The organism is Halomonas sp. NyZ770 (assembly GCF_020616575.1).
In the GTDB taxonomy this organism is placed as follows: domain Bacteria; phylum Pseudomonadota; class Gammaproteobacteria; order Pseudomonadales; family Halomonadaceae; genus Vreelandella; species Vreelandella hamiltonii.
Map to the genome: position 1 here is coordinate 2,567,976 of NZ_CP085143.1, position 26,144 is coordinate 2,594,119.

Annotated in this window: 19 protein-coding genes and 3 pseudogenes; 10 read left to right on the forward strand and 12 right to left on the reverse strand. The window is 62.8% G+C overall.

All coding sequences use genetic code 11. The features are described 5' to 3' along the window. Positions 1–3: 3 nt before the first annotated feature. Positions 4–981 carry a 50S ribosomal protein L3 N(5)-glutamine methyltransferase gene (gene prmB / locus LG409_RS11840; RefSeq protein WP_170919475.1) on the reverse strand — a complete coding sequence of 326 codons (978 nt, stop codon included), beginning with the start codon at positions 979–981 and terminating at the stop codon, positions 4–6. 124 nt (positions 982–1,105) lie between these two features. Here prmB and LG409_RS11845 point away from each other — a divergent pair, with 124 nt between their 5' ends. After that, a complete protein-coding gene (locus LG409_RS11845) occupies positions 1,106–1,669 on the forward strand; it encodes a Smr/MutS family protein (protein ID WP_227406728.1) in 564 nt (187 codons plus the stop codon). A 1-nt stretch (position 1,670) separates the two neighbouring features. Here LG409_RS11845 and LG409_RS11850 read toward each other — a convergent pair whose 3' ends face one another. Both LG409_RS11850 and LG409_RS11855 read right to left on the reverse strand, forming a co-directional pair. After that, positions 1,671–2,687, reverse strand: coding sequence for a patatin-like phospholipase family protein (locus LG409_RS11850; RefSeq protein ID WP_170919474.1), 1,017 nt, complete (start codon positions 2,685–2,687; stop codon positions 1,671–1,673). A gap of 60 nt (positions 2,688–2,747) precedes the next feature. Further along, positions 2,748–3,632 carry an alpha/beta fold hydrolase gene (locus LG409_RS11855; RefSeq protein ID WP_039181109.1) on the reverse strand — a complete coding sequence of 295 codons (885 nt, stop codon included), beginning with the start codon at positions 3,630–3,632 and terminating at the stop codon, positions 2,748–2,750. A 343-nt stretch (positions 3,633–3,975) separates the two neighbouring features. Between LG409_RS11855 and LG409_RS11860 the strand changes: the two genes are divergently transcribed. The 3 genes from LG409_RS11860 to LG409_RS11870 are packed head-to-tail and all read left to right on the forward strand — an operon-like array spanning position 3,976 to position 6,869. After that, complete coding sequence (locus LG409_RS11860) at positions 3,976–4,419, forward strand: LexA family protein (protein WP_039181112.1); 444 nt, start codon at positions 3,976–3,978, stop codon at positions 4,417–4,419. Further along, positions 4,416–5,714 carry a Y-family DNA polymerase gene (locus LG409_RS11865; RefSeq protein ID WP_039181115.1) on the forward strand — a complete coding sequence of 433 codons (1,299 nt, stop codon included), beginning with the start codon at positions 4,416–4,418 and terminating at the stop codon, positions 5,712–5,714. The genes LG409_RS11860 and LG409_RS11865 overlap by 4 nt, the downstream gene beginning before the upstream one ends. Positions 5,715–5,753: 39 nt before the next feature. Continuing rightward, positions 5,754–6,869 (forward strand): LBF_2804 family protein, encoded by a 1,116-nt coding sequence (locus tag LG409_RS11870; RefSeq protein ID WP_039181118.1) that lies wholly within the window; start codon positions 5,754–5,756, stop codon positions 6,867–6,869. Here the strand turns inward: LG409_RS11870 and LG409_RS11875 are convergent. Then, entirely contained in the window at positions 6,866–8,329 is a 1,464-nt protein-coding gene (locus LG409_RS11875; protein WP_039181121.1) for a sodium-dependent transporter, read from the reverse strand. The two genes, LG409_RS11870 and LG409_RS11875, sit on opposite strands and share 4 nt — an antisense overlap. 102 nt (positions 8,330–8,431) lie before the next feature. Beyond that, a pseudogene (locus LG409_RS11880) lies at positions 8,432–8,636 on the reverse strand (L-serine ammonia-lyase, iron-sulfur-dependent, subunit alpha); the annotation flags it as partial. A gap of 171 nt (positions 8,637–8,807) precedes the next feature. Between LG409_RS11880 and LG409_RS11885 the strand changes: the two are divergent. Then, positions 8,808–9,212, forward strand: a pseudogene (locus tag LG409_RS11885) (SRPBCC family protein); the annotation flags it as partial. Between the two features lie 77 nt (positions 9,213–9,289). On the opposite strand, the gene fdhF reads toward LG409_RS11885, so the two are convergent. The 7 genes and pseudogenes from fdhF to LG409_RS11920 all read right to left on the reverse strand — a co-directional run bounded on the left by fdhF (position 9,290) and on the right by LG409_RS11920 (position 18,991). Beyond that, positions 9,290–12,157, reverse strand: a complete 2,868-nt coding sequence (gene fdhF / locus LG409_RS11890; RefSeq protein WP_227406729.1) for a formate dehydrogenase subunit alpha — start codon at positions 12,155–12,157, stop codon at positions 9,290–9,292. A gap of 11 nt (positions 12,158–12,168) precedes the next feature. Next, the gene (locus LG409_RS11895; RefSeq protein ID WP_039181130.1) at positions 12,169–13,887 is read right to left on the reverse strand and encodes an NADH-ubiquinone oxidoreductase-F iron-sulfur binding region domain-containing protein; all 1,719 of its coding nucleotides are present in this window, start codon (positions 13,885–13,887) and stop codon (positions 12,169–12,171) included. Between the two features lie 156 nt (positions 13,888–14,043). Next, positions 14,044–14,235, reverse strand: a pseudogene (locus LG409_RS11900) (formaldehyde dehydrogenase, glutathione-independent); the annotation flags it as partial. Positions 14,236–14,326: 91 nt separating this feature from the next. After that, complete coding sequence (locus LG409_RS11905; protein WP_052196451.1) at positions 14,327–14,692, reverse strand: AtuA-related protein; 366 nt, start codon at positions 14,690–14,692, stop codon at positions 14,327–14,329. Further along, positions 14,679–16,103 (reverse strand): acyclic terpene utilization AtuA family protein, encoded by a 1,425-nt coding sequence (locus tag LG409_RS11910; protein ID WP_144983675.1) that lies wholly within the window; start codon positions 16,101–16,103, stop codon positions 14,679–14,681. Before LG409_RS11910 ends, LG409_RS11905 begins: the two co-directional genes overlap by 14 nt. Further along, positions 16,103–18,004, reverse strand: coding sequence for a TRAP transporter permease (locus LG409_RS11915; protein ID WP_144983672.1), 1,902 nt, complete (start codon positions 18,002–18,004; stop codon positions 16,103–16,105). Before LG409_RS11915 ends, LG409_RS11910 begins: the two co-directional genes overlap by 1 nt. A 21-nt stretch (positions 18,005–18,025) precedes the next feature. After that, positions 18,026–18,991 (reverse strand): TAXI family TRAP transporter solute-binding subunit, encoded by a 966-nt coding sequence (locus tag LG409_RS11920; protein WP_144983669.1) that lies wholly within the window; start codon positions 18,989–18,991, stop codon positions 18,026–18,028. Between the two features lie 138 nt (positions 18,992–19,129). On the opposite strand from LG409_RS11920, the gene LG409_RS11925 reads away from it, so the two are divergent. The 5 genes from LG409_RS11925 (at position 19,130) to LG409_RS11945 (ending at position 26,053) form a co-directional block, all read left to right on the forward strand. Further along, positions 19,130–20,065, forward strand: coding sequence for a LysR family transcriptional regulator (locus LG409_RS11925; RefSeq protein ID WP_144983665.1), 936 nt, complete (start codon positions 19,130–19,132; stop codon positions 20,063–20,065). 35 nt (positions 20,066–20,100) lie between these two features. Next, positions 20,101–21,360 (forward strand): M20/M25/M40 family metallo-hydrolase, encoded by a 1,260-nt coding sequence (locus tag LG409_RS11930; protein WP_144983661.1) that lies wholly within the window; start codon positions 20,101–20,103, stop codon positions 21,358–21,360. A 215-nt stretch (positions 21,361–21,575) separates the two neighbouring features. Then, entirely contained in the window at positions 21,576–23,030 is a 1,455-nt protein-coding gene (locus tag LG409_RS11935; protein WP_227406730.1) for an SLC13 family permease, read from the forward strand. Positions 23,031–23,538: 508 nt separating this feature from the next. Continuing rightward, complete coding sequence (locus LG409_RS11940) at positions 23,539–24,336, forward strand: MipA/OmpV family protein (protein ID WP_227406731.1); 798 nt, start codon at positions 23,539–23,541, stop codon at positions 24,334–24,336. A gap of 64 nt (positions 24,337–24,400) precedes the next feature. Then, positions 24,401–26,053, forward strand: coding sequence for an alpha/beta hydrolase (locus LG409_RS11945; RefSeq protein ID WP_227406732.1), 1,653 nt, complete (start codon positions 24,401–24,403; stop codon positions 26,051–26,053). The last annotated feature ends 91 nt before the right edge of the window (positions 26,054–26,144 follow it).

Here is a 26,144-nt window from a genome sequence, read left to right on the forward strand (position 1 = left end):
TCCTCACGCAAAAGACGCCGCATGGGCGTCGAGTTCAGCGGCGCTCAGGGCAAACACGCCCTGGCCGCCACGCTCGAAGTCAAGCCACATAAAGGGCACGTCGGGGAAAGCGGCCTCTACATGACGGTCGGAGTTGCCCACCTCGACGATCAGCCAGCCGTCGTCGCTCAAATGGCGGCGCGCGTCACGCAGAATACGCCGGACGATATCCAGCCCATCGCTGCCAGCGCCCAGCGCAAGGTCCGGCTCGTGGCGGAACTCGGCGGGCATGGTCGCCAGGTCGCGGGCGTCCACGTAGGGCGGGTTCGAGACGATCAGGTCAAATGTCTGCCCCTGAAGGCCGCTGAACACGTCCGACTCCCAGGCGCGCACCCGATCACCGACATCGTGACGGGTGATGTTCTGGCGCGCCACGGCCAGGGCGTCCTGGCTGATATCCGCCAGCGCGACATCACAGGTGGGCAGCACCAGCGCCGTGGCGATGCCGATACAGCCGGAGCCGGTACACAGGTCCAGCACCCGAGCGGGGGGCTCTTCGGGGAACCAGGCGGCAAAGCCATCTTCGATCAGCTCGGCAATGGGCGAGCGCGGAATCAGCACGCGCTCGTCTACCGAGAAGGGGTAACCCGCGAAGAAGGCCTCACCCAGCAGGTAGGGCAACGGACGACGAGTGGTGATGCGCTCGCGGGCGAGCTTGATGATGCGCGAACGCTCCATGGGGAGCAGCCGCGCATCGAGCACGGCGGGGTCGACGTTCCAGGGCAAATGCAGTGCGCCCAGGCTCAGGGCGACCGCTTCGTCCCAGGGGGACTGCGTGCCGTGGCCATAATGCAGGCCCGCCAGGTAGAACTCGCTGGAGACCCAGCGCAGGTAATCGCGCAGCGTTATCAGCTCGTGTGCCAGCGTCGAATCAGGCAGTGAAAGCGTAGAAGTGGACAGCTCTTCAGGGGAGTGCGTGGTCACAGGGGCTCCTGGCAACATGACATCATGGGAGGATTGTACCTTTGACGCCGCTCGGTTCACAGCCACGAGGTTCACAGCGACGCCTGGCTCGCTATACTGTGCGTCTCTATCACCGTGTACTTTCACCGATGCCGAGCCGACCATGACGCGACACCTGCCCAACGACGACGATATCAGTGCCTTTCGCCAGGCACTGCAGGAAGCAGGCGTACGCCGTATTGCCACCAACCAGGCGGACCCCGGCAAACCCAAACGGCAACCCGACAATCGCGAGGCCCGCCGCCGCGCCGCCGTGGAAAGCAACACGCTACAGGCCAGCGGCCGCACCTCCGACGGGCGTGTCGAAGCCGTGCGCCCCTCCGAGTACCTGGAGTTCAGCGTGCCGGACCTGCCCTGGCGCACCTTCAGCCAGCTCAAACGGGGGCAAACCGCCTGGCAAGCAGGGCTCGACCTGCACGGCTACACGCTGGAAGAGGCCCGCCTGGAGCTGGAGAGTTTTCTGGGCGATGTCGCAGCCCAGGGGCTGCGCTGCGTGCTGGTGGTACACGGCAAGGCGTGGGGCAGCAGCGCGGACTTCCCTGTTCTGAAGAGCCACACCAACGCCTGGTTGCGAGAGTGGCCTGGCGTGCTGGCGTTTTGCTCCGCCACCGACGTGGATGGCGGCACAGGGGCGGTCTATATTTTGCTGCGCAAACGCGGCCAGTAGCTCACTCGGTAGCGTCCGAGGCAATACTGGGCATGCGCCGCTCCAGCGCCTGATCCGCCAGATGGCGCCCCAGGCGAATCAACTCGTTGGCGCGGTGGAACTCATAGGTGCTGCAAACGGTTTTGGGCACTTCGATCAGCACATCCGGCGGATACCCGGCCACCTTGTACTTGGCCAGCGCGGCCTGGGTGATATCGAACGACTCCAGAATCATGTCCAGCTTGCCCCACTCCCGCTTGCCGCGCAGGTCGACGGTTTCATCGTCATCGCTCTCTTCTTCACCGCCGCCCAGGCCGCCCCACAGTCGGCGCGTGGTGGCGCGCACTTCGCTCATCCAACCGCCAATGTTGGCCTCTCGCTCGCGCTCCGAAGGGGTCTGCGGCGGGGCAGGCTCGTCACGGGGCAGCAGCTCTTCCAGGGTCACCGGCTGCGGGCTATGGGCCGTCACGTTCACCGCCACCACAAAATCCGCTTCATGGGCGGCCAGAATGGGCATCATCGGCAGCGGGTTGAGCAGCCCGCCATCCACCAGCACCTGCTCGCCCAGGTTCACCGGAGTAATCACGCCAGGCACCGCAATGGAGGCGCGTATGGCGCGTAGCAGCGGGCCATTTTGAAACCACACTTCGCGCTGGCGTACCAGATCGGTGGCCACCGTGGTCACGGGGATCGGCAGATCCTCGATCAGTACGTCACCCACCAGTTCTTCCAGCTTGCTCATGACCTTGTTGGCCCGCATGGCCCCCATGGGGCTCCAGGTCACATCGACCAGCTTCAGCACGTCCAGATAGTCGAGATGGCACACCCAATCCCGGTACTGGGGCAGCTTGCCCGATGCGTAGATACCGCCAATCAGAGCGCCCATGGAACAGCCCGCTATCGAGATGATCTCGAAGCCCCGCGCTTCCAGCGCCTCGATCACGCCGATATGCGCGTAGCCTCTGGCCCCGCCGCTGCCCAGCACCAGGGCCACCTTATTTCCCTCACCCAGCGCTCTCCCTGCCAACAGACTCACCACGGCACGCCCTCCTTGTTATTTTTCATTGCGTTATTCTTCACCGCTCTACTCTTCACCACTCTACTCTTCACCACTGGGGCTACGGCAAATCACCTCGGCGACCTGGGCCACGGCCTGCGGCTCCAGATGAAGGTGGTGCCCCCCCGCCAGCACATGACGAGTGAGGCGGGGAACCGCCTGCCGAGCGGCCACCGCCCACTGGCGCTCGCCGAGAATACCGCGCTCTCCTTCTATCAATAGCACGGGGGCTTGAATCTCTGCCAGTGTGGCCAGCACCTGCTGCGGCGTCAGGCGGACCAGGGAAGGCTTCAGCAGGCGGCTGTCGGTGCGCATGGCGACCTTGCCATCCGCCGTGGCCTGGGTGTTACGTTCGACCAGCGGCCTAGCCGTGATGGCATCCAGCGGCGTCACGCCGCCTGCCACCCGGGCGGCAACGGCCTGTTCGATATCCGCATACCGGGGCGTGCGCGAAGCGACGCGGCGGTGGGCGGTGAGGCCCTTGCGCAGCTGGCTGGCCGTCTCCTCTGCGGGCGTATTCAGTGCCCCCAGGCCATCCAGCAGCACCAGCCGTGCGACACGCTCGGGCAGCGCCGCTGCCAGCAGGCAGGAGACCGCCGCCCCCATCGAGTGCGCCAGCAACGTGGCCTGCTCGATCTCCAGCGCCTCCATGGCATCCAGCACATCGTGAAGGTAGTCCCACAGCGCATAGTCGCTGCCGAAGGGCGTATGGGCCGAGTGGCCGTGCCCGCGAAAATCGAGGGCAACGATACGAATGTTCAGTCGCTTGACCAACAAGGGAGCCAGCCGCGAGAAGCTCGCCGCGTTATCCAGCCAGCCGTGCAGGGCGACCCATACCGGGGCATCGTGGCGCCCCCAGCTCAGGGCCGCCAGGCGCCCATTGGCCAACGACAGCGGCGTACTGCCGCTAAACTCGGAACCTTTCATCAGCCCTCTCTCTTCACGAAAAACCCTGCGCCGGATGACGCTTCGAGCACCAAACGTTACCATGCCTGGCATAGCCTATGCGCTGATTTCGAGCGGCCCATGGTGGGCCACCCTTTGCTATCTGCTGGAGACAACCCGATGAAACCTCGTCGCGACACCCGCGCCCGCAATCTCGTGTTCTGGATCACGGTCATCAGTGCGCTGGTGGTTGGCCTCTGGCTGGCCCGTTAGCCTCCTCGTCCCCTTACCTTCGCCCCGGCACCTTGCATTTTTTCCCGCATGAATGAATACTGGCTATAAATACTGTATATAAACACACCATTCATTCGTGAGGAGCCCGACGATGCCGTCTCAACCCACTGCCGTTGCGACCGCCTTGCCGTCAACGCCCTTGCCTCTTCCGTTTGCCTCGCTGAGTGGTCGCGCGGGTTTTAGCGGCTTTCCTTCCCCCGCGCAGGATTACGAGCCGCGCACGCTGGACCTCAACACGCGGCTGATCAAGCACCCGACACAGACGTTCTACCTGACCGCCCGCGGCGACAGCATGGAGGGGTGGGGCATCTTCGACGGCGACCTGCTGGTGGTAGACCGCAGCGTGCCGCCTAGGCTGGGCCACATCGTGGTCGCCCTGTTCGACGAGGAGCTGTTGATCAAGCGCTACGCGCTGTATCGCGGTGCGCCGCATTTGTGCTCGTCTCACCCGCACTACCCTCCGCTGCCGCTGGAAGAGGCCGAGTGCCAGCTATGGGGGGTAGTGCGCGCCGTCATTCATGAGTATTTGCCATGATCGGTCTGGTGGATGCCAACAACTTTTACGTTTCCTGCGAGCGGGTATTCCAGCCCACGCTGGAAGGCAAGGCCGTGGGCGTCATGTCCAACAACGACGGCTGCGTGATTGCGCGCTCTGCCGAGCTGAAAGCCATGGGCATTGCCATGGGGACGCCAGCGTTCCAGCTGGAAGGGCTGCGGCGTCGGGGCCAGATCCATTTGTGCTCCTCCAACTACGAGCTGTACGGCGACATGTCGGCGCGGTTGGCACAGCTGCTGCGTGAAGCCTGCCCAGAGGTCGCCCCCTACTCCATCGATGAGATGTTCATTTACCTGGATGGCTTCGATGACGCCCAGTGCCAGGCCATGGGCGTGGCGCTACGCCGCCGTGTTCGCCGTTACCTGGGGTTGCCCGTCTGCGTTGGGCTGGCGGCCACGCATACGCTGGCCAAGCTGGCCAATCACGTGGCCAAGCAGCAGCCACACTATCAAGGGGTATGCCTGCTGGCTGCCCACACCGCCACCACCCAGGCACTGCTCAAACAGCTTCCGGTGAGCGAGGTATGGGGAGTCGGCCGACGGCTTGCCGAGCAGCTCGCCGTGAGCGGTATTCGTACCGCCTGGCAGCTGCGCGAGAGCGACCCCAAGCAGTTGCGCAAGCGCTTTTCGGTAGTGTTGGCGCGCACCGCCCTCGAGCTGCGCGGCACGCCCTGCCTGGAGATGAACGCCGTCGAACAGCCCCGCCAACGCATCATGACCTCGCGCTCCTTCGGGCGAGCCACGGGGCGCAAGGAGGAGCTGCACGATGCATTGCGCCAGCACGCCCAGCGCAGCGCCGAGAAACTGCGCCAGCAGGGTAGTCTGGCCCGTGCGGTGCTGATGTTTCTGACCACCAGCCGCCATCGCAAGGACCTGCCCCAGCTGGCCCCCCGCGCCATGATTCCCCTCGATGCTCCCACCGACGACACGCGGCTCATTCTGCAGGCCGTCAAGGAAGGGATGGAGCAGATGTACCGCCCCGGATACGTGTTCATGAAAGCAGGCGTCATGCTGGTGGACCTGGTAGACGCCCAGCAGTACCAGCTCTCGCTGCTGGCACCGCCTGCCAAAGCGCACCCCCACGTGATGCGGGCGGTGGATGCCATCAACCAGCGGATGGGGCAAGGCACCATCCACTTTGGCATGCGCGACCCGGACGCCGCCTGGCAGCTGCGCTGCGGGCACCGTTCGCGCCGCTACACCACGCGTTGGAACGAGTTGCTGGAAGCCGGTACCCACCCGGGAGCCATCGCAGCGTTTACTTCTCACCGATAGCCGCTAGGCTAGTGATTCCGTACGCCAAAAGTTTGCCTTATGTCCTATCAACGACCTGATGACGAGTATGCGCCCAGCCCGGACGTGGCCCATCGCTGGGCGAGCCGCTACATCACGGGCTACCTTCAGCGCCACCCTGCCCATTCGGCCCCTGACGCTGCAGCAGTGCAGAAGGCGCGCCGCTGGATCATCGTGTGGGCCGCGCTGGCAGGTATCGTCTCGGGCACCTTGATAGGTGGAGCGGAGTGGTGGATGCGGGCACACGCCGTCGACAACTGGGAAGCGTTGGGGTGGCAGGCACAGCTGCCCTACTGGGCAGGCTACATGCTGTTTGCTGGCATCGTTACCGTGCTGGAAATCGGTTTTCTCTACTGGAACTCTCTGCGCGGCGTGGCGCAGGTCAGCCGCCTGGCAGGCTTGCCCTACCCCAGCGCCTCCCCGATGCCGCCCGCCGTGCAGCTGACCGTCCACGGCGTATCCAGAACCGCACTGGAGTACCCCAGCGCAGGCCACCGGATTTACGGGGTCGACCCCCACGCGTACCTGCACGGCTGGAAGCTGACCTGCCGAGCCATTCTTTACCGCTTGAAGGTGAGCCTGAGCAGCTTTGTGCTGCGTTTGGTCATGCGCCGCCTGCTGGGCCGCCTGACGCTGCGTGGCATGCTCCCCCTGCTGTCGGGGCCGCTCTACGCCGTCTGGAATGGCTGGATTGCGGCACGCATCACCCAGGATGCCTACCTGCAAGCGCGCGGGCCTGCGCTGGTCGAGCAGATGATGGAAGCGTTATCCGGACACGATGCCGATATCCGCGCCCTGGTCGCCCAGGGTGTGGGAGAACTGATCATGCGCAACCAGCACCCGCACCCCAACCTGGTGCTCCTGCTGGCTCGACTGCTGGACAGCCAGCCGGAACCGCCCGGCACGCTGCAGGTCGATTGGCCGGCGACCTTGCGTGCTTATGCGCAGTTGACCGGCCAGCCGCAACAGGCGGTGCTGGCGGCTCTGAGCCAGGCCACGCTGTTGAGCGGCCCTTTGCGAGGCGCCCGCCAGCGCTTTCTTGGCGACGTATTCGCTACCTGCCAGACGCCGCTGCCCCACCGCCAGCTCAACGACCTTCAGCGCCACCTGAACACCGGGCAGGATTGGCCTTCCTAGGCAGCTTTCAGGGCCTTGCGCAAGCGTGGGCTCAAGGTTTCACCCGCTGCCATCATGGCAACCAGAATCGCCAGCAGCCACGGCCAATGCTGGGCAAACGAGACCTGATAGAGGCCCAGGGCATCGACGAAGATGACCAGGATGCCCAGCGGGCTGACGTAGCGCACCATGGTCAGCCACAGCGTATAGGGCAGCGGAGCCAGCCCCAGCTCGTCGCGGAACGTCTCGCTCTTGAGCACGAACCCGGCCAGCAGCACCATGCCCAACCCGCCCAGCGGCATCATCCAACGGGACGTCAGGTGGTCCAGCCAGTCGAAGAAGTGCCTGCCCGCCAGCGTCCAGTCAGCGCCCAGATTGAACGACAGCATCGCCAGCGTGCTGATCAGCCACAGCACGATCCCGGTGGACCAGGCGGCCACTGGACGCGTGATGCCCTTGTTGTCGCACAGCCAGGAGACGGTGGCTTCGACCATCGAGATGGACGAGGTCAGTGCCGCCATGGAGAGCATCAAAAAGAACAGAATACCGAACAGGGTGCCCAAGGGCATGGCCTGGAAAGCCAGCGGCAGACTCATGAAAATCAGTCCTGGCCCTTCGCCAGGATTCATGCCGTTGGCAAAGATCACCGGGAAGATCGCCAGCCCGGCCATCAGCGCCACCACGGTATCGGCCAGCGCCACGCTGACCGTGGTGCGTCCGATGGAGGCCTCTTTGGGGAGATAGCTGCCGTAGGTGAGAATGGCCCCCGAGGCCAGCGACAGCGTAAAGAAGGCGTGCCCCAGCGCCGCCAGCATCCCGGCACTGGACAGGCTGCCCGCATTGAACGAGAACAGGAAGCGGACGGCGTCGCCAAAGCCACCGGAAAACACGCCAAACACGATCAGCAGCACCAGCATCAGCACCAGGCCCGGCATCATCCAGCTGACGCTCTTCTCGATCCCCTCCTGTACGCCCTTGCCCACGATCAGCATGGTCAACAGCGTCACCAGCGTGCTCCAGCCACCCAGCACCCACGGGTTGGCGTTGTTGGCCGCAAAGATCGCCGCCATGTCATCGACGCTGCTGCCCGCCAGGCCACCGGAGAGCATCTTCCACAAGTAGGAGAAGGACCACCCGGCCACCACCACATAGAACGACAGAACCATGAACCCGCACAGCATGGCCATCCAGCCGATCAACGACCAGCCAGAGGAGCGCCCCGATTCGTTGACCACCCGGCGAATGGCATCGATGGGGCTACCGCGACCACGACGACCAAAAGCGATCTCGGTCATCATCACGGGCACCCCGACGGCCAGGATGCAGGCCAGATAGACCAGCACGAAAGCGCCACCACCGTACTCACCGGTGATATAGGGGAATTTCCAGATATTGCCCAAGCCTACCGCCGAGCCGGTAGCTGCCAACACAAAGCCCCAGCGGCCCAGCCACTGAATACGCGGTTGTCCAGAAGACGCCATGCCCTTCTACCCTGTCAGAAAAAAGCGCCTATCCTAGAGGATTTTGCCCTCGAAGCCCACGCATCTCTGGGCCACGCCAGTGCTTTTTTACCGGGCAGAGCGTCAACACTCGATGGCGTTCACCGCCAACCCGCCCTTGGACGTTTCCTTGTACTTGTCCAACATGTCCTTGCCGGTGTCGCGCATGGTACGAATCACCTTGTCCAGCGAGATGAAGTGCGTGCCATCCCCCCGCAAGGCCATCTGCGCGGCATTGATGGCCTTGCGGGGGGATGGCATTGCGCTCGATGCAAGGGACCTGCACCAGCGTTTGCGGCTGGCCAGGAAAATTGAACCCCAGCACCTCACGTACGGCTTCGTCGAGTACGATGGCACCCCACTGCGCCGATGCTGTACGCCAAGGGCGACTCTACCGGGACAGCGGAATCGGTACGGGTATCGAAAGTGGCCGCGTTAGACATTCTGGCGCTCGCCCTTGGAGTTGATGGGCCGCTTGACCAGCCCCGACATGGGCTCGCTGCGTATCCTGCACCTGCCCAATTCGTGGAACCACTTCATGGGCGATCATGCCGTGGTCTTCCGCGTCCTGCCGCTTGGCCCACAGCAAACCGTGGTCACCACCAAATGGCTGGTGCACAAGGATGCGGTCGAAGGCGTGGACTACGACCCCGAACAGCTGCGCCGGGTGTGGGACGCGACCAATGATCAGGATCGCCAACTCGCCGAAGAGAATCAGCGCGGTATCAACTCAAAGGCTTACCAGCCAGGCCCCTACTCCGAAACCTACGAGTTCGGCGTCATCGACTTTATCAACTGGTACGCTGCGCGCATGCTGGAAAACTCAGGCTACGACAGGCCTTCGCTACAGCTTGCCCAAGGCTGACGCCGCCACCAAAACGCAGTAACGCTATCAAACGACCTGGCCCGCTTATGCGGGCCAGGTGCGTTGCAGGATAACGTTTACAGGACTGGCACCACCTCCTCAGCGCCAACGCTGCGGCTCAAGCGGCATGCGGCATACTTGAACTCCGGAATCTTGCCGTAGGGGTCCAGCGCCGGATTGGTCAGCAGGTTGGCCGCCGCCTCTCCATAGCAGAAAGGCACGAAAACCATGCCTTCCGGCATGCCCGGGTCCACCCTCGCCTTGAGGGTAATGGCGCCACGTCGCGTGGTGATCGTCAGGTCATCCCCAGGTGCCAACCCAAGGCGCACGAGTTCGGCGGGGGCCAGGCTCGCCACGGCTTCCGGCTCCAGATCATCGAGTACTTTGGCCCGGCGGGTCATGGAACCGGTATGCCAGTGCTCCAACTGACGCCCGGTGGTCAGTACCGTTGGATACTCGGCGTCGACCGGTTCATCGGGCGGGATGGGGCGCGTGGGCGAGAATTTGGCTTTACCGCTCGGCGTCGGGAAAGCCTCGCTGAACACCACGTCTTGCCCGGGGGCATCCTCTGCTGCACAGGGGTAGGTCACCGACTCCTCACGCTCCAGGCGTTCCCAGGAGATATGGTTCAACGAGGCCATGCCTTGTTTCATTTCGGCGAAGACATCCCGTGGGTGCAGGTAATCCCAGCCCAGCCCGAAGCGCTTGGCAATCTCCTGGATGATCCACCAATCCGGTTTCGCCTGCCCCGGCAACGGCAGGGCCGCACGGCCCAGCTGCACCTGGCGATTGGTATTGGTGACGGTACCGTTTTTCTCGGGCCAGGCGGAGGCTGGCAGAATGACATCCGCGAACTGGGCAGTCTCGGTGACGAACAGATCCTGCACCACCAGATGCTCCAGCGTGGCCAGCGCTGCCCGGGCGTGGGCCAGATCCGGGTCGGACATGGCCGGGTTTTCGCCCTGGATGTACATGCCGCGAATGGTGCCCGCGGTGATGGCATCCATGATCTCCACCACGGTGAGCCCTGGCGTCGGATCCAGCGGAGTATTCCACAGCTCCTCGAAGGCACTGCGTACCTGGGCATCGCTGACCGGCTGATAGTCCGGCATCACCATGGGTATCAGCCCCGCATCCGACGCGCCCTGAACGTTGTTCTGACCACGCAGCGGGTGCAGGCCGGTGCCCGGCCGCCCGGTTTGTCCGCAGGCCAGTGCCAGCGAGATCAGGCAACGGGCGTTATCGGTGCCGTGGGTATGCTGGGAGATACCCATGCCCCAGAAGATCATCGCCCGCTCGGCGGTGGCATAAAGCCTCGCCACCTCGCGAATGGTATCGGGCTCGACCCCACACAGGCCGCTCATCGCTTCGGGCGTCATGTCTATGGTGTGGGTCTTCAGCGCTTCGAACCCTTCGGTATGGTCGGCGATGTAAGCCGTATCGTAGAGCTCTTCGGTGATGATCACATTGAGCATGGCGTTAAACAGCGCCACATCGGCCCCCGGCGCAAATCGCACGCTCAAATGAGCATAGGCGTCCAGCGCCTGCCCGCGGGGGTCTAGGATCAGAATTTTGGTGCCGCGCTTGGCGGCCTGTTTGAAGAAGGTCGCGGCGACAGGGTGATTCACCGCCGGATTGCAGCCAGTCAGAATCACCACGTCGGCCTGGCTTGCCTGCATGAAGGACGCGGTGACCGACCCCGAGCCAATACACTCCATGAGCGCCGCCACCGAGCTTGCGTGGCACAAGCGTGTACAGTGATCCACATGGTTGGAACCAAACCCGGTGCGCACCAGTTTCTGGAATAGCCACGCCTCTTCGTTGGAGCACTTGGCGCTGCCAAAGCCCGCCAGGGCATTGGGGCCATGGGCCTTCTTGAGGCGGACGAGCCCATTGGCCGCCACATCCAGCGCTTCTTCCCAGCTTGCCTCGCGGAAATGGGTCAAGGGGTGGGCCGGGTCGAAGTCCGGGTCGATACCTTTGACCACGCCCTGGCGACGAATCAACGGAGTGGTCAACCGAGAGGGGTGGCGCGGGTAGTCGTAGCCGAAGCGACCTTTGACACACAGCCGGTTTTCATTGGAGGGGCCGCCGCGGCCTTCCACGTAAAGAATCTCGTCATCCTTGATGTGGTAGGTGAGCTGGCAGCCTACGCCGCAGTAGGGGCACACCGAATCGACCTTGCGGTCAGCCGCAGACGAGTCACCTCGCCCTTCGGCATCCACCACCGTGGCAGGCATCAGCGCCCCCGTGGGGCAGGCCTGCACGCACTCGCCGCAGGCCACACAGGTGCTCTCGCCCATGGGATCGTCGAAGTCGAACACGATTTTGGACGCTGCCCCCCGGTGCGCCAATCCAATCACATCGTTGACCTGCACCTCGCGGCAGGCGCGCACACACAAATTGCACTCGATGCAGGCGTCCAGATTGACGCGCATGGCCGAGTGGCTGGCGTCCTGCGCCAGGCTTTGCGCCCGTGGCGTGACATGGTGCACGGTGGTGGCCTGGCGTTCGTCGCGGCGGGGCAGTGTGCGGCGTACCTCGGTGGCGTCGATGGCCAGCTGGTCGGCCATGGCCCAGAAGTGGCTGGCGCGGTCCGGACTCTGGTCGCGCTCAGGCTGATCCACCAGCAGCATTTCCATGACCATCTTGCGCGCCGACTGTGCCCGCGGGGAGCTTACGCTCTTGACCACCATGCCAGGCGCTGCCTGACGTAAACAGCTGGCCACCAGGGTACGCTCGCCCTCGACTTCCACCATACAGGCGCGGCAGTTGCCATCGGCACGATAACCGCTGGCATCCTTGAAACACAGGTGCGGTATGGTGTCACCGGCACGTTTGGCCACCTGCCACAGCGTTTCACCGGGGTAAGCGTTCACCTCCACGCCATCCAGCGTCAGGCTGAAAGATTCGTTCGAGCCGAGGGTCGGGTCTTGTTCGTTCATGGTCGTCTCCCTTATCCCTTGACGATGATGTGCTGGGCAGCCAGTTCGCTGCGAAAATTCTTGAGCAAGCCCAGCACCGGGTTCGGTGCCGCCTGGCCAAGCCCGCAAATGGAAGCATCTATCATCACTTGGGAAAGCTGCGTCATCAGCCCGGCGTCCCATTCATTGCGCTCGAGCAGTGTCAGCATTTTTTCCGTGCCTACCCGGCAAGGGGTACATTGGCCGCAGGACTCGTCAGCAAAGAAAGCCAGCAGATTGGTGGCCACCCCACGCAGGTCGTCCTGATCGGAAAGCACGATCACCGCAGCGGAGCCGATAAAGCAGCCGTGCTCCTGAAGCGTATCGAAATCGAGGGGAATGTCGGACTTGGCGGCGGGCAGAATGCCGCCCGAGGCGCCGCCGGGCAGATAGGCGGCCAGGCGATGTCCTTCCGCCATGCCGCCGCAGTACTCGTCAACCAGTTCGCTGAGCGTGATGCCCGCAGGCGCCAGATATACGCCCGGGCGTTTGACCCGGCCCGAGACCGAGAAACTGCGCAGCCCCACGCGGCCATGGCGCCCCTGGCTGGCGAACGCCTCGGCGCCGCGCTGCCAGATCGAGGGAATCCAGTAAACGGTCTCGACGTTGTTGACCAGCGTCGGGCGACCAAAGAGCCCTTGCTGAGCAACGAAAGGCGGCCGGTGGCGGGGTTTGCCCGGCTTGCCCTCCAGCGACTCGATCATCGCCGACTCTTCGCCGCAGATGTAAGCCCCTGCGCCGCGCCGTAGCACGATGTAGCCCGGCGCCACCAGGCCCGCAGCTTCCAGCTCGCCAATCGCCTCGCGCAGGACGCCGTGCAGGGCCGGGTACTCATCGCGCAAATAGATATACAGCGCCTCGGCCTCCACCGCCCAGGCACTGACCAGGGCACCTTCGAGAAACTGATGGGGCGAGCGCTCCAGGTAGTAGCGGTCCTTGAAGGTGCCGGGCTCGCCCTCGTCGGCGTTGATAGCGCAGTACCGGGGGCCGGCCTCCTGGCGCACGAACGTCCACTTCTTGAAGGTGGGAAAGCCCGCCCCGCCCAGGCCGCGCAAATTGGCCTGCTGCATGGCCTCCATCAGCGCTTCCACCGCGACGTTGCCATCGCGACACTCCTGGAGCAGGGCCATGCCACCCTCACGACGGTACGCCTCCAGCCGCTGCCACTCCACGGGCGCAGGATGGAAATGTGCCGCTGCGATCACGGACTCGATACGCGCTTGAGTGGCAAACGCCACGTGGTGGTGCCCGACTTCCACCACCGGCGCCGTGTCGCAGCGCCCCATGCAGGGCGCGCGAAGCACCCGCACCTGGTCGATCGGCGTGTTGGCCTCCAGCTGCGCCTTGAGCGCTTCGGCCCCCGCCAGTTGGCAGGTCAAGGAGTCACATACACGAATGGTCACCGCCGGCGGAGGCGACTGGTCATCATGGATGACATCGAAGTGTGCGTAGAACGTGGCGGTCTCGTAAACGGCCGCCATGGGCAGGTTCATGTAGGCCGCCAGGGTACGCAAGTCCGCCAGCAGCAGATGCCCCCGACGATCCTGCAGCACATGAAGGTGTTCGATCAGCAGGTCGCGGCGGCGTAGCGACGCGTCCTGGCGTTCGTCGCCCAACAGCTCACGCAACTCGTCGAGCAGCTGAGGTTCGAGTTCACGGCCACGGGGTTTGGCGCGGAAACGGCGCTTGGGGGTCACGGTCTGGACGGTCATGGCTTACTCGTTATTGTCTGGATCGGCTATACCCAAATGAGCAAGGACGGCCCCCGCAGGGTGCCGTCCAGGGTCGTGCTCTGTGTTGACATACTCGGTGTGACTTACTCTCTATCTAGTTGCTGGCGCTCCTCGAAACGCGCGGGGCGCTGCGGCTCAGGCAGCCACGCTACCATGGGGGTCGATGACGAATTTCTTGGCCGCCCCGCCATCGAAGTCAGCGTAACCCTGAGGGGCCTGGTCGAGGCTAATCATTTGCACATTCACCGCGTCGGCGATCTTGACCTTGCCAAACAGAATAGCCTGCATCAGGGGGCGATGATACTTCATCACCGGACACTGGCCGGTTGTCGGGTCCCGTAAGATTCATTCAAGATTGTCGGCGGGGTATGACGACGCTAAGCCACGTCTTGCTACCCCGCGACGACACCGCCCATGACTAAGCAGAGCGCGAAAGCGTCACCTCCATGCCCAACAGCAGGAAGGAGAGCGTTTTGCCGTGCCCATCCAGGTTGAGGGCACCATTGACACCGCCTTGCAGCACGTCGTCGATGACAAAATTCATGCCCGACAAGGTAGGCAGCGGGTAGCGCTTCACCCGGCTTGCCCCACGGTGTGCGAAAAGCGCCAATACCCGCGCTTCCGTGACCTGTTCCAGCAAGGCTGAATAGTCCTGGGGATCATAGGCGAACAGCGCGATGTTCAAGCGCTCCCCCTTGTCGCCCGCCCGCGCATGAGCGACGCGATGCAGCGCCTGGGTAACACGGGTGTCCGCGCTCGTCGCGGCTTGCTCAGCGTACAGCATGTTGATCACCTCCGGCTTTTCGAGAACACGCAGGTTCCGGGCGGGCAACGGGCTCGAATATCGTGGCCCGTGGTTCGACGTCACTACGCTTGACCAGATAGGACGCGGTGAACACACGCCGCTGAAACTGGCGTCGCACGCCTCCCCCGCCTGCAGGGCCAGCGCAATAGAGTGCCAGCAGCTCCTGGGTCGCCCTTGCCACCCAGCGGCGCTCGCCGTGCTCGGCGGCCAGCCTCAGGCGGTAGTCTCCTTGCGTCGACTCCGACATCGTGCGCTGCAGCTCGCCACTATCGCTGTCGAACACGCTGGCCAGGCCAATGATGTCCAGGCGAAAGCGAAGGTCTGCGGGGGCTCTGAAAGAGAGCCGCTCGCGCAGTACCTGAGCGGCCAGCTGTGTCCGGGCCAGCGCGTTGGGTCCGGCATAGGAAATTTCCGCTTCGCCCTGCCAACCGCCGTCGTAGCACACGGTGGTCTTCAGTCGTTCCGGGGCAGGCTTGCCGCGTATGCCCGTCACCGCGATGCAGTTGGGTGCCAGCTCCTCGATCTCCACCGCCGACAAATCCACCGTGACATCCGGCGTCAGGTAGTTGGCAGGGTCGTGCACTTCATAAAGCAGCTGCTCCTTGACCGTCTGAACCGTTACACAGCCGCCGGTGCCGGTGGGCTTGGTGATCACCAGCCGCCCATCCTGCTCGACTTCGATGATCGGATAGCCCACCGTCGCGAGCCCCGGCACGTTCTTGAAGCCTGGGTCGGCAAAGTACCCGCCGCTGACTTGTGCCCCGCACTCCGCCAGGTGCCCTGCCATCATGCCGCAAGCCAACCGGTCCCAGTCGTCCCAGCGCCACTGGAAGTGGTGCACCAAAGGTGCCAGGAAAAGTGCCGGGTCGGCCACGCGCCCGGTGACCACCACATCCGCCCCCAGCGCCAGCGCCTCCGTCAGAGCCGCCGCCCCCAGATAGACATTGGCCGAAATCAGCGCTTCGTGGCCCGGCACTTCCAGCCGCTCGGCTTCCCAGCGCTGAAGGTCGAGCTGGTACAGACGCTGACGAATATCGTCACCCTGCACCTGGGCGATACGCGCATGCGCACAGCCGTGCCTGGCGGCCAGCTCGGCCACGAGCTGGCACGCCCCTGCCGGGTTGGCTGCGCCAAAGTTGCCCAATACCTTGATACCGTGGGCCAGGCAGTCACTGAGTATCGGCTCCAGCAGCTCTTCGAGCAGCGGTTCGAAGCCGCTGGCGGGCTCTTCACGCATGGCGCGGTGGGCGGCCGCCAGGGTACGTTCGCCCAGGGTCTCGAATACCAGCGCACAGGGCTGCTGACGTTTGATCAACTCGGCCACGACCGCCTCGGCGGCATCGGTTCGGTCGCCGGAGAACCCGGCTCCACTTCCTAGTAAAAAGCTCATCAATGAGTCTCCCTGGCTGGCAAGCCGCGGTCAGAATGCTCGTCGGGCGCTGACAGCAGGTAATGACGACGACGCAAAAACAGGCCCACCACCATGCCCAGCGCCAGCAGCGTGGTCAGCCACCCCGGCGTCAGGGCGAGGCCTATCACGACCAATAACGCTGCAACGTCCAGTATCCGCCAGCCCGTCATGGCTACCCGGGACATGAGCGCCGCGAATGCCACCACGAAGACCACGCCTTGGCAACTGGCCAGAGCGATGTCCAAGGCACTGCCGAACCCGGCGAGCGCGGGGTAAATCAGCAGCAGGAACGGGATGACGTAGATAGCCGCCGCCAGGCGCACCGACTCCATCGCCGCGGGCAGCCAATTGGTGCCCGCAATGCCCGAGGCCACGAAGACAGCGATACAGACAGGCGGTGTAATGACGGAGAGCGTGGCGAAATAGAACACGAACAAGTGCGCAATCAACGGCTCGACCCCGATGGCCGTCAGGGCCGGTGCCAGTACCGAAGCCACCAGCACGTAAGCGGCCGTCGTGGGAATCCCCATGCCCAGAATCAGGCAGACACCGCCCACGATGAAGGCCACCAGGAACAGAGACTCGCCACCCACGGTCACGATCAGGCTGGCCAGCGTTACTCCAATGCCGGTCATGCCAATCATGGCGACCAGAATCTGGGCGCCCGCCAACAGTACGCCAATGATGACCATTCCCTTGCCGGCATCCACCAGTCCAGCCAGCAGCTTGCCGACGATCTCCCTGAGCGGCACCCGCGCGATCAGCGAAAAAGGCACAAAGGTGAGCACGGTCATCAGAATGCCGTAGAACGCCGACATCTGAATGGAGCGACCGCTCAGCACGCCGTAGAACAGCCCGCCCAACGCTGCCAGAATGGGAATGATACGCTCTGGCCGCATCACCTCGGACCAGCCAGGCAGCTCGTCTTCCGGCACCACTTGCAGCTGGCGACGCTTCGCGACCAGATGAATGGTGATGAAGACTCCCAGGTAAAACAGGATGGCAGGCAGCAGCGCCGCCAGCGCGATACGCAGGTAACTTTCGCCGAGGATTTCCGCCATGATGAAGGCCGCTGCCCCCAGGATGGGCGGAGCGATCTGCCCGCCCGTCGAGGCCACGGCTTCCACCCCTGCCGCAAAGGGTCGGGGGTAGTTCAAGCGCTTCATCATCGGGATGGTGAAGTTGCCGGTCGTGGCCACGTTGGCGACGGCACTGCCGCTGACCATGCCGAACAGCCCCGACGCGACCGTAGCCACCTTGGCAGCCCCACCGGGCGAGCGCCCGCTGATGCGCAGTGCCAAGTCCATGAAGGTATTGCCGCCGCCGGTATGCAGCAGCAGGCAACCAAACAGCACAAAGGCAGCAATGGTCGTCGCCGCCACCCCCACCAGCATCCCCCAGACGCCCAAGTCCCCCAGGTAGATGGTTTCGGTCATGTAGAAGAGGTCGAAACCACGATGTCCAAGGGGCCCGGGAATCGCAGCACCCAGCCAGGCATAAGCAAGCCCTGCCACGATCAATAGCGGGAAGATGATCCCGATCGCTCTACGAGAGAGCTCCAGAATCGCCACCAGCAGCAGTGCCGTGAACAGCATATCTCGCGGGGTGGCCCAGGGCAGTTCGACCAGTATCGACTCGTGGTTCAACGCCACGTAGCCACAGGCAAGCACCACCCCGATGCCCAGCACCATGTCGATGGCCGCCCCCATGGGCCGCCAACGGGTGCCCGCCCCGAGGGGGTAGACCGCCAGGCCGAGCAGGATGACCAGCGCGAGGAAAATGCTTCGCTGAATCAAGCTTTCGAAAGGCCCCGTGGCCGAGGTGTAAAGGATAAGACCACCCAACAGCAGGGCCAGGCTTTTGGCAAAGAACTCGCGCATGATCATCGTCTCCGCACTGCCTTACTGAACTGGGCGTAATGCGTCGGGAATCTCATGGCCCTGCTCTTCGAAATAGCGCGCCGCACCGGCATGCAGCGGCACGCTGCCGACTTCCAAAGTCATCTGGGCGATATCGGCATCGCGCATGGCGGCAAAGGCATTGATTTGCGGCTCGGGGTTCTCCATGACCGCCTTGACGATCTGGTAGGCGGTTTCTTCATCCATGTCCGGGTGAGCATGCACGGCGACGCCAAACGCCCAGGTGGTGTACTCGGGAATACCTTCCGCCGCCCCTTCGGGAATGGTGATGATCGCCACGTCCGGCATCTCTTCACGCAGCGTATCTGCCTGCTCATCGCTCAGGGAGAGCACGCTGATGGGCGTGAACGTGGCAATGTCCATCGAGGAGCCATCCAACCGCTCTCCGACACCAGACTTCACCGACCCCATGACACGACCGTCTTTCATGGCGTCCACCATATCGGTCGTGGAACCCCGCACGTAGTGGGGCTCGATACCCAGCGTACGCATGACGGCTTCCGTGGTTTTTTCGGTCGCTGAACCGGTAATGCCTGGGTTGAAGCGAACGCCATCCAGCTCAGCGAAGCTGGTGACATTGGCATCCTGGCGCATCACCGCATTCTGGGGCGCAACGGTGTAGACCCAGAGCAAGCGATTATCCACCGGCCTGCCATCGAAATCGTCAAGGCCAGCGTAAGCGTGGTAACCGGTATTGGTGGTGACCAGGCCCATATCGATCTGGTTGCGGCCCAAGCGGCGCAGGTTATCGACCGTGGCCCCGGTTTCCGCCACCGACGAGCTGACGCTTTCCACCTGATTGTTGATGATCTGGTTGACGGCCACGAAGTAGCTGTAATGGCTGGAGGAGCTGGACGTCGAGCCAATCAACAGGCGCTCGTTGGCTTGGCTGGTGGTCGCCGACAGCAAGGCGGCGCTGGCGACCACGGCAGTGATGAGGGTTTTCATGGTGTCTCCGAAGCTCGCTGGGCGAGCGTTGTTATTATGAACGATGGCCACGAGCCTGAAGCACGCGGCCCATTGAGCATGGTGCGCTTGCTTATTTTTGTATATTGAATAGTTTTTATTTTGTGTTTTACTTTTTAAATGAACCCAAGCATCCAGCAATTACGTGTTTTCGTGGCCGTGGCCCATTCGCGCAGCCTGGCAGAGGCCAGCGAGCGGGTACATTTGTCGCAACCCGCCATTTCCATCGCACTGCGCAAGCTGGAAGAGAGCGTGGGCGGCGCCCTGTTCGCGCGCACCACGCGGCAACTGCTGCTGACGCCGGAAGGCAAAACGTTTTTACCCATCGCCATCCGGCTGCTCAATGACTGGAATGAAGCCTTCGAAGACCTGAACGACCAGTTCTCGAAGCAGCGTGGCAAAGTCACGGTGGCTGCCCTGCCGACCCTAGCGGCTGGCCTTTTTCCCAGTGTGATCAAACGGTTTCACGAAGCGTATCCGCGCATCAATCTCAGCCTGCACGATGTGCTGGCCGACCAGATCAATCAGATGGTGCGCGAAGGCCGGGCAGATCTGGGGCTTTCCGTGCCGCCTCAGAACGCCGACGACCTTGGGTTCGAGCCAGTGCTGGATGACAGCTATGTCGCTGTTTGCCCGGAGGGGCATCCGCTTCTCGAACAGCCCGAGGTGGCATGGCGGCAACTGGCCGACTACCCCTTCATCGGCATCAACCGGCTATCCAGCTCGCGTCAGGATATCGATCGCATCATGGCCAGCGTAGGCCGCTCGCTGGATATCCTGTGCGATGCCCGACAGATCGCCACCGTCGGGCGCATGGTGGCCAGCGGGCTCGGCATCAGCGTGCTGCCCTCGCTGAGCTTTCGCCAGATTGCCAACGACGGATTGGCGCATCGTCCTCTGGTGAAACCCACCTTCCAGCGCGCGCTGGGCATCGTACTGAGTAAACGTCACCCGCCTTCTGCCGCCGCCCGAGCACTGCGGGACATGATTCATGCACCGCCCACACCACCAGTCCCACCCACTGGCGACAGAACACGCCACAATCTGGCAGACTAGTCATCACTAACCACCGCTGTAAGTGAGGTTTCACCATGACCGATACCGCAACCCCCTGGACCCAGCCCATGCCGGACGCACAGTTCACCCTGATGCGTGACATTCTGGCGGCACCCAGCCCCGTAGGCCTGGAGGGCGCCATGACCTATGGCGTTCTCAAGCCCTATTTCGAAAGCTTTGCCCCGGCGGGCTGGCACCTGCATCAGTTCAAGGGCAACGCCGGTGTGGTACTGGACACGCATCCGGGCCAGGACGACATGTTCAAGCTGATGATCATCGGCCATGCCGACAAGATCCGCATGCAGGTTCGCTCGATTGGGGAAGACGGCAAGATCTGGATCAATACCGACTCTTTCCTGCCGGGCGTGCTGATCGGACATGAAGTTACCCTGTTCAGTGAAGACCCAGAGGCCCCAGGCAGCTACCGCCGCATCGACGGCGGCACGGTGGAAGCTCTGGGCGCAATTCACTTCTCCGACCCGGCCCAGCGTGATGGCAGCAAGGGCATCAAGAAAGAGCAGATTTACCTGGACCTGCAAATTCACGGAGAGAACAAGAAGCAGCAGGTCCTCAACCTGGGCGTGCGCCCCGGCGACTCGATCATCTTCAATCGTCCCATCCGCCCGGGGTTCAGCCCGAATACCTTTTACGGCGCCTACCTGGATAACGGACTGGGCTGCTTTGTCGCCGCCGAAGCCGCTCGGCTCGTTGCCGAAGCCGGTGGCACCGACAAGGTTCGCGTCATGTTTGCGATTGCCAGCTACGAAGAGATCGGCCGCTTCGGCAGCCGCGTGATGGCGGGCGAGCTGAAGCCCGATGCCATCATCGGCGTGGACGTCAACCACGATTACGTGGGCGCACCCGGCATTGGCGACAAGCGCATGCAGCCGCTGGAAATGGGCAAGGGGTTCACGCTGTCGGTGGGCTCGATTGCCAGTGAGCAGTTGAATCGCATCATTGCCACCGCCGCCAAGGAGCACGACATTCCCATGCAGCGGGATATCGTCGGGGTAGATACCGGCACCGACGGCATGGCAGGCGTACTGGCCTCCATCGACAGCGCGGCCACCTCCATGGGCTTCCCCATCCGCAACATGCACACCATTTCGGAAACTGGCAATACCCAGGACGTATTGGCAGCCGTGCATGCCCTGACGCACACCATCCAGGCCATGGATGCCATGCCCGACCTGCATCAGGCTTTCAAGGACAACCACCCGCGCCTGGACGAAGCCAGCCCGCTTGCCCACCAGGGCAGCAGCAAACCGGAAAGCGATGCTGACAGCACCGACTGACCCCAGCACTTCCCCCGGCCTGCGCTGGCCGGGGGTTCTCTCTCCTCTCTCCAGCCTTCTACTGGCACTCGGTTTTCAAACCTCCCCCGTGGCTAATGTTTCTTTATTCACGACCAAAGTCTTACTCTTACAACCAACGATTAATAAACCTAAGTGGTAGGATGCAGCCCTAAATTTTTCCTTTCTAATTAAGTAAATTTTGAAACCAGGAGATAATGATGGTTGCACTAACGCAAGAGTGGCGACGCTGGACGACGCTGTTCGCCGGACCGCTACTGTTCGTGCTCATTCAATTGGCCATGCCCGCGACGCTGATCGACCCCATGCCGCGCATCGTTCTGGGGCTGACGGCCTGGATGGCGGTATGGTGGGTGACCGAGCCGGTGCCCATTCCCGTGACCTCGTTCCTGCCCATGATCGTTCTCCCGCTGACGGGGGTGATGCCCATGAACGATGCAGTGGTGGGGTATGCCAACCCGGTCATCTATATGTACATGGGGGGCTTCATTCTGGCCATCGCCATCGAGCGCTGGAACCTGCACCGCCGTATCGCGCTCTCCATCGTCAACCGGATCGGCAACAGCCTGCGCAGCATCGTGCTGGGGGTTCTGATTGCTTCCGCCTTTCTCTCGATGTGGATTTCCAACGCGGCCACCGCGCTGATGATGCTGCCCATCGCCGTTGCCCTGCTGGGCGAGCTGGATGAGCGCGATCAGTTTGGCCCCCAGGAGCGCAAGGCCTTTGCCCGTACGCTGCTGCTCACCGTGGCTTATGCCGCGTCCATCGGCGGTCTGGCGACGATTATCGGCTCGGTGCCCAACGCCATCGTGGTCGCCATGATTCCGCAGTTCTTCGACATCGAAATCAGCTTTTTGCAGTGGATGATCTTTGCCCTACCGCTGACCCTGCTGCTGCTGGTCGTGCTGTATGTCTATCTCACCCGTATCTATTCCCGGGTGCCCAATACACGCCTGGAAGTCAACTTCGTGGCCCAGGAGCTGGAGAAGCTCGGCCCCATCACCAAGGACGAGAAGCGCGTCCTCACCGTCTTCGTCTTGACCGCTCTGGCCTGGGCGCTGCGGGGCTGGCTGGCCCCCTTTTTCGACCTGCCGATCAACGACACGCTGATTGCCGTGATCGCGGCGGTATCGCTGTTCATCATCCCGGCCCACAGTGAAAAACGCAGCCTGCTGATCTGGGACGACATGAAAAACCTGCCCTGGGGGCTATTCATCCTGTGGGGCGGCGGCATGTCGCTGGCCGCAGCGTTCAGCGCCAGTGACCTGACGGGCTGGATCAGCCAGCAATTGCAGCTGCTGGATGGCGTCAATTACTTCTTGCTGCTGCTGTTCATGGTCCTGCTGATGCTGTTCCTGACCGAAATCATCTCCAATACGGCCACGGCCAACATGGCCCTGCCGATTACCGCAGGCCTGGCAGCCGCCATCACCACGGGCAACCCGCTGGGCCTCATGGTGGCCGTGGCACTCGCCACCACGTGTGCCTTCATGCTGCCCATTTCGACGCCGCCCAACGCGGCCGTGTTCTCCAGTGGGCGTATCACGATCAAGCAGATGGCCAAGGCGGGGATTGCCATGAACCTGGTCAGCGCCCTCGTGATTACCCTGTTCGTCTATTTCATCATGCCGCTGTTGCTGCCCACGCCTTGAGCCACGATGGGCGAATAGGCAAAAAAAACCCCGGCCATGACTGGCCGGGGTTGTACTGACTCCTCCCTGATCCTTCTTCATGAACGTCCTGTTCATGCATCCCTGGTGCTCAAGCGCTCCTTGCCTGATAGTACTCCCTGAAGGCACCTTTCCTTATGCCACTGCCTACTCTGCAGCTTCTATGTGACAACTGCATTAACCTGAGATAAAAAAACCCCGACCATCGCTGGCCTAGGCTTTATCAGGTCCTCCCTGATCCCACTTCACGAACGTCCTGTCCATGCATCCTTGTGCGCCGCAAGCACTCCCTGCTTGCACTTCCTTGTAACGCTGTCCCTGCGTCATGGGCACACAGTGCGCCTTATAGACGTCGAGTTATCTAACCTGGGATATGAAAGGTCAAAAAGTTTTTATGGGCGGGCCGTGATAAATATCAAGCGCTGGCTTGCGATTGGTTTTAAACCAAACATACAATCATGCACGTTTCTCTCACATTCTGGATGCTCCCATGCCGACTCGCTCCCTGATTTCAAGCCGTTACTCTCGCTCCCACTTACGCCCCCTGGGCTGCCTGGTAACGCTCGCCTGCATGGCCCTGGCCCCCATGGCGCTGGCCGACCAATGGAGCGGCAGCGTGGGCGCGGGGGTTGCTTACGCCCCTGATTATGCCGGTAGCGACGACTACGAAGCCCGCGCACTGCCCGTACTGAACCTGGCCTATGGCGACCAGCTTTCCATCAATCTGCGCGACGGCATCGAGTGGCACGCCTTGCGCCAGGGCAACTGGAGCGCCTCGCCCTTTATCGGCTACACCTTCGGCCGCGATAACAAGGGTGACCTTGGCGCCTTCGAAAAAATCGATGGTGGCGCCACGCTGGGCTTGCGGGTCAGTTACCAGGATGGGCCCTGGCGCTACAGCGTGGCTGGCAGCCGCGCAGTGACCGGCGACATGGAAGGCGCCACGTTCTCGGCGAGCGCCACCCTGCGCACCCCGCTCAGCGAGCGTTTGCTGCTGGTGCTATCCCCCAGCGTCAACTACTCCAACGAGCGCTGGACTCAATCTCTGTATGGCGTTTCCGACCTGGATAGCGCCCGCAGCGGAGTGACCACCTACGCACCGGATGGCGGCTATTGGCGGCTGGGCGCAAACGCCAGCCTGAGTTACGCCTTGACCCCTGAGTGGACAGCCACCGGCTTCGTCGGCGCTACCCGACTGACCGGCAACGCCGCCGACAGCCCGATCGTCGATGAACTGGGAAGCCCCTGGCAGGCGCTGAGTGGGGTATCACTGACCTACCGTTTCTAATACGGTAGCGTCTGGAACCCACTCGCCAAATGGATTGCCCTCGAACCAGGCCATGAAAAACGTTATGGAAAACCGTCTCGAGCACTTTCGCATGAGGCCCTTGCTGAACCGCTTGTCGGGCACGGGCCTACTGCTTGCCACGCTCTTTTTTGCCTTTTCACTCACCCCAAGCCTGGTGCCCCGCCCCTTGCTGGCTCAGGGCATCGTCTCCGGGCTCAGCGTCACGGCGGGGTATGCCCTGGGCGTCATTGCGCGCACGCTGTGGCACTACCTGCACCTGCCAGAGCCCAAAGCCGCCCTGGAGCGCACGCTCAAGCAGCTGGCCACCCTGGTCGCGCTGGTGGTGTCGGTGATTTTTCTATGGCGCGCGGCCGAGTGGCAAAACAGCATTCGCGAACTGATGGAGATGGACCCCACCAGCGGCACACGCCCGCTGGCCGTGGCACTGATCACCATGGGGGTCTTTCTGAGTCTGCTGCTGGTCGCGCGGCTGTTCAAGCGCACCTTCAAGCTGCTCTCGTACAAGCTTGCCCATGTGCTGCCCCATCGCACGGCCCAGGTACTGGGCATCGTCTCCGCTGTGGCGCTGTTCTGGCTGATCATCGAGGGCGTCATCTTTTCTTACGCACTACAGGTGGCTGACCGCTCCTACCAGCAGGTGGACGAGCTGATGCAGGATGACCTGAGCCCCCCGCAAGCGGCCAACGTGCCCGGCAGCGCCGAGTCGCTGATCAGTTGGGAAGCGCTGGGCAGCCGGGGCAGGCGCTTCGTCACCCAAGGCCCTACGGCCGAGGACATGGAGGCGTTTTTGGGTGAGCCCGCGCTCGACCCCATTCGCGTCTATGTCGGGCTCAACGCCGCCGAAACCGCCACTCAGCGCGCCGAGCTGGCCCTCGAAGAGCTGATCAGAACCGGCGGGTTCGAACGCTCGGTCATGGTCATCGCGACCCCTACTGGCCGCGGCTGGATCGACCCTCGCTCCCAGCACAGCGTGGAGTATCTTCATCGCGGCGATATTGCCACGGTGGCCGCCCAGTACTCGTATCTACCCAGCCACCTGTCGCTGATCTCCGAAGCAGAGTACGGCGTCGAGAGTGCCCGCGCCCTGTTTTCGGTCATTTACCGCTATTGGAGCCAGCTGCCCAGCGATGAGCGACCGCAGCTTTACCTCTTTGGCCTGAGCCTGGGCGCGCTCAACTCGGATCTATCCTTCGATCTTTACGATATCATCGACGACCCCTTTCAAGGCGTGCTGTGGAGCGGCCCTCCCTTTCGCAGCGACACCTGGCGCGCCGTGACCGCCGACCGCGATCCGGGTTCCCCTGCATGGCTACCCACGTTTCGCGAGGGCGCGGTTGTAAGGTTCATGAACCAGACCCAAGGGCTGGAAGAAGCCGCTGCCCCATGGGGAGATTTCCGCATTGCGTTTCTGCAATATGCCAGCGACCCCATCACCTTTTTCGAACCTGCGGCGTTCTGGCGAGAACCCGAGTGGATGCGCGCACCTCGTGGGCCAGATGTTTCTCCAGCGCTACGCTGGTACCCCGTGGTGACCATGCTACAGCTGCTGGTCGACCTGACCGTGGGTAGCGCCCCCGACGGCTATGGGCATGAAATCGCCGCCGAGCACTACATCAATGCCTGGGCAGCCCTCACCGAACCCGACGGCTGGGATGCTGAGCAATTGCAGCGCCTGCGCGATCATCTGACGCGCTGACGATAACCCATTTCACCAGCAGGCTATTTAGCCTGCTATTTTTTGTGCCAACTGTAAAATTATAAACACTTGTTAAATATACACTTTATGA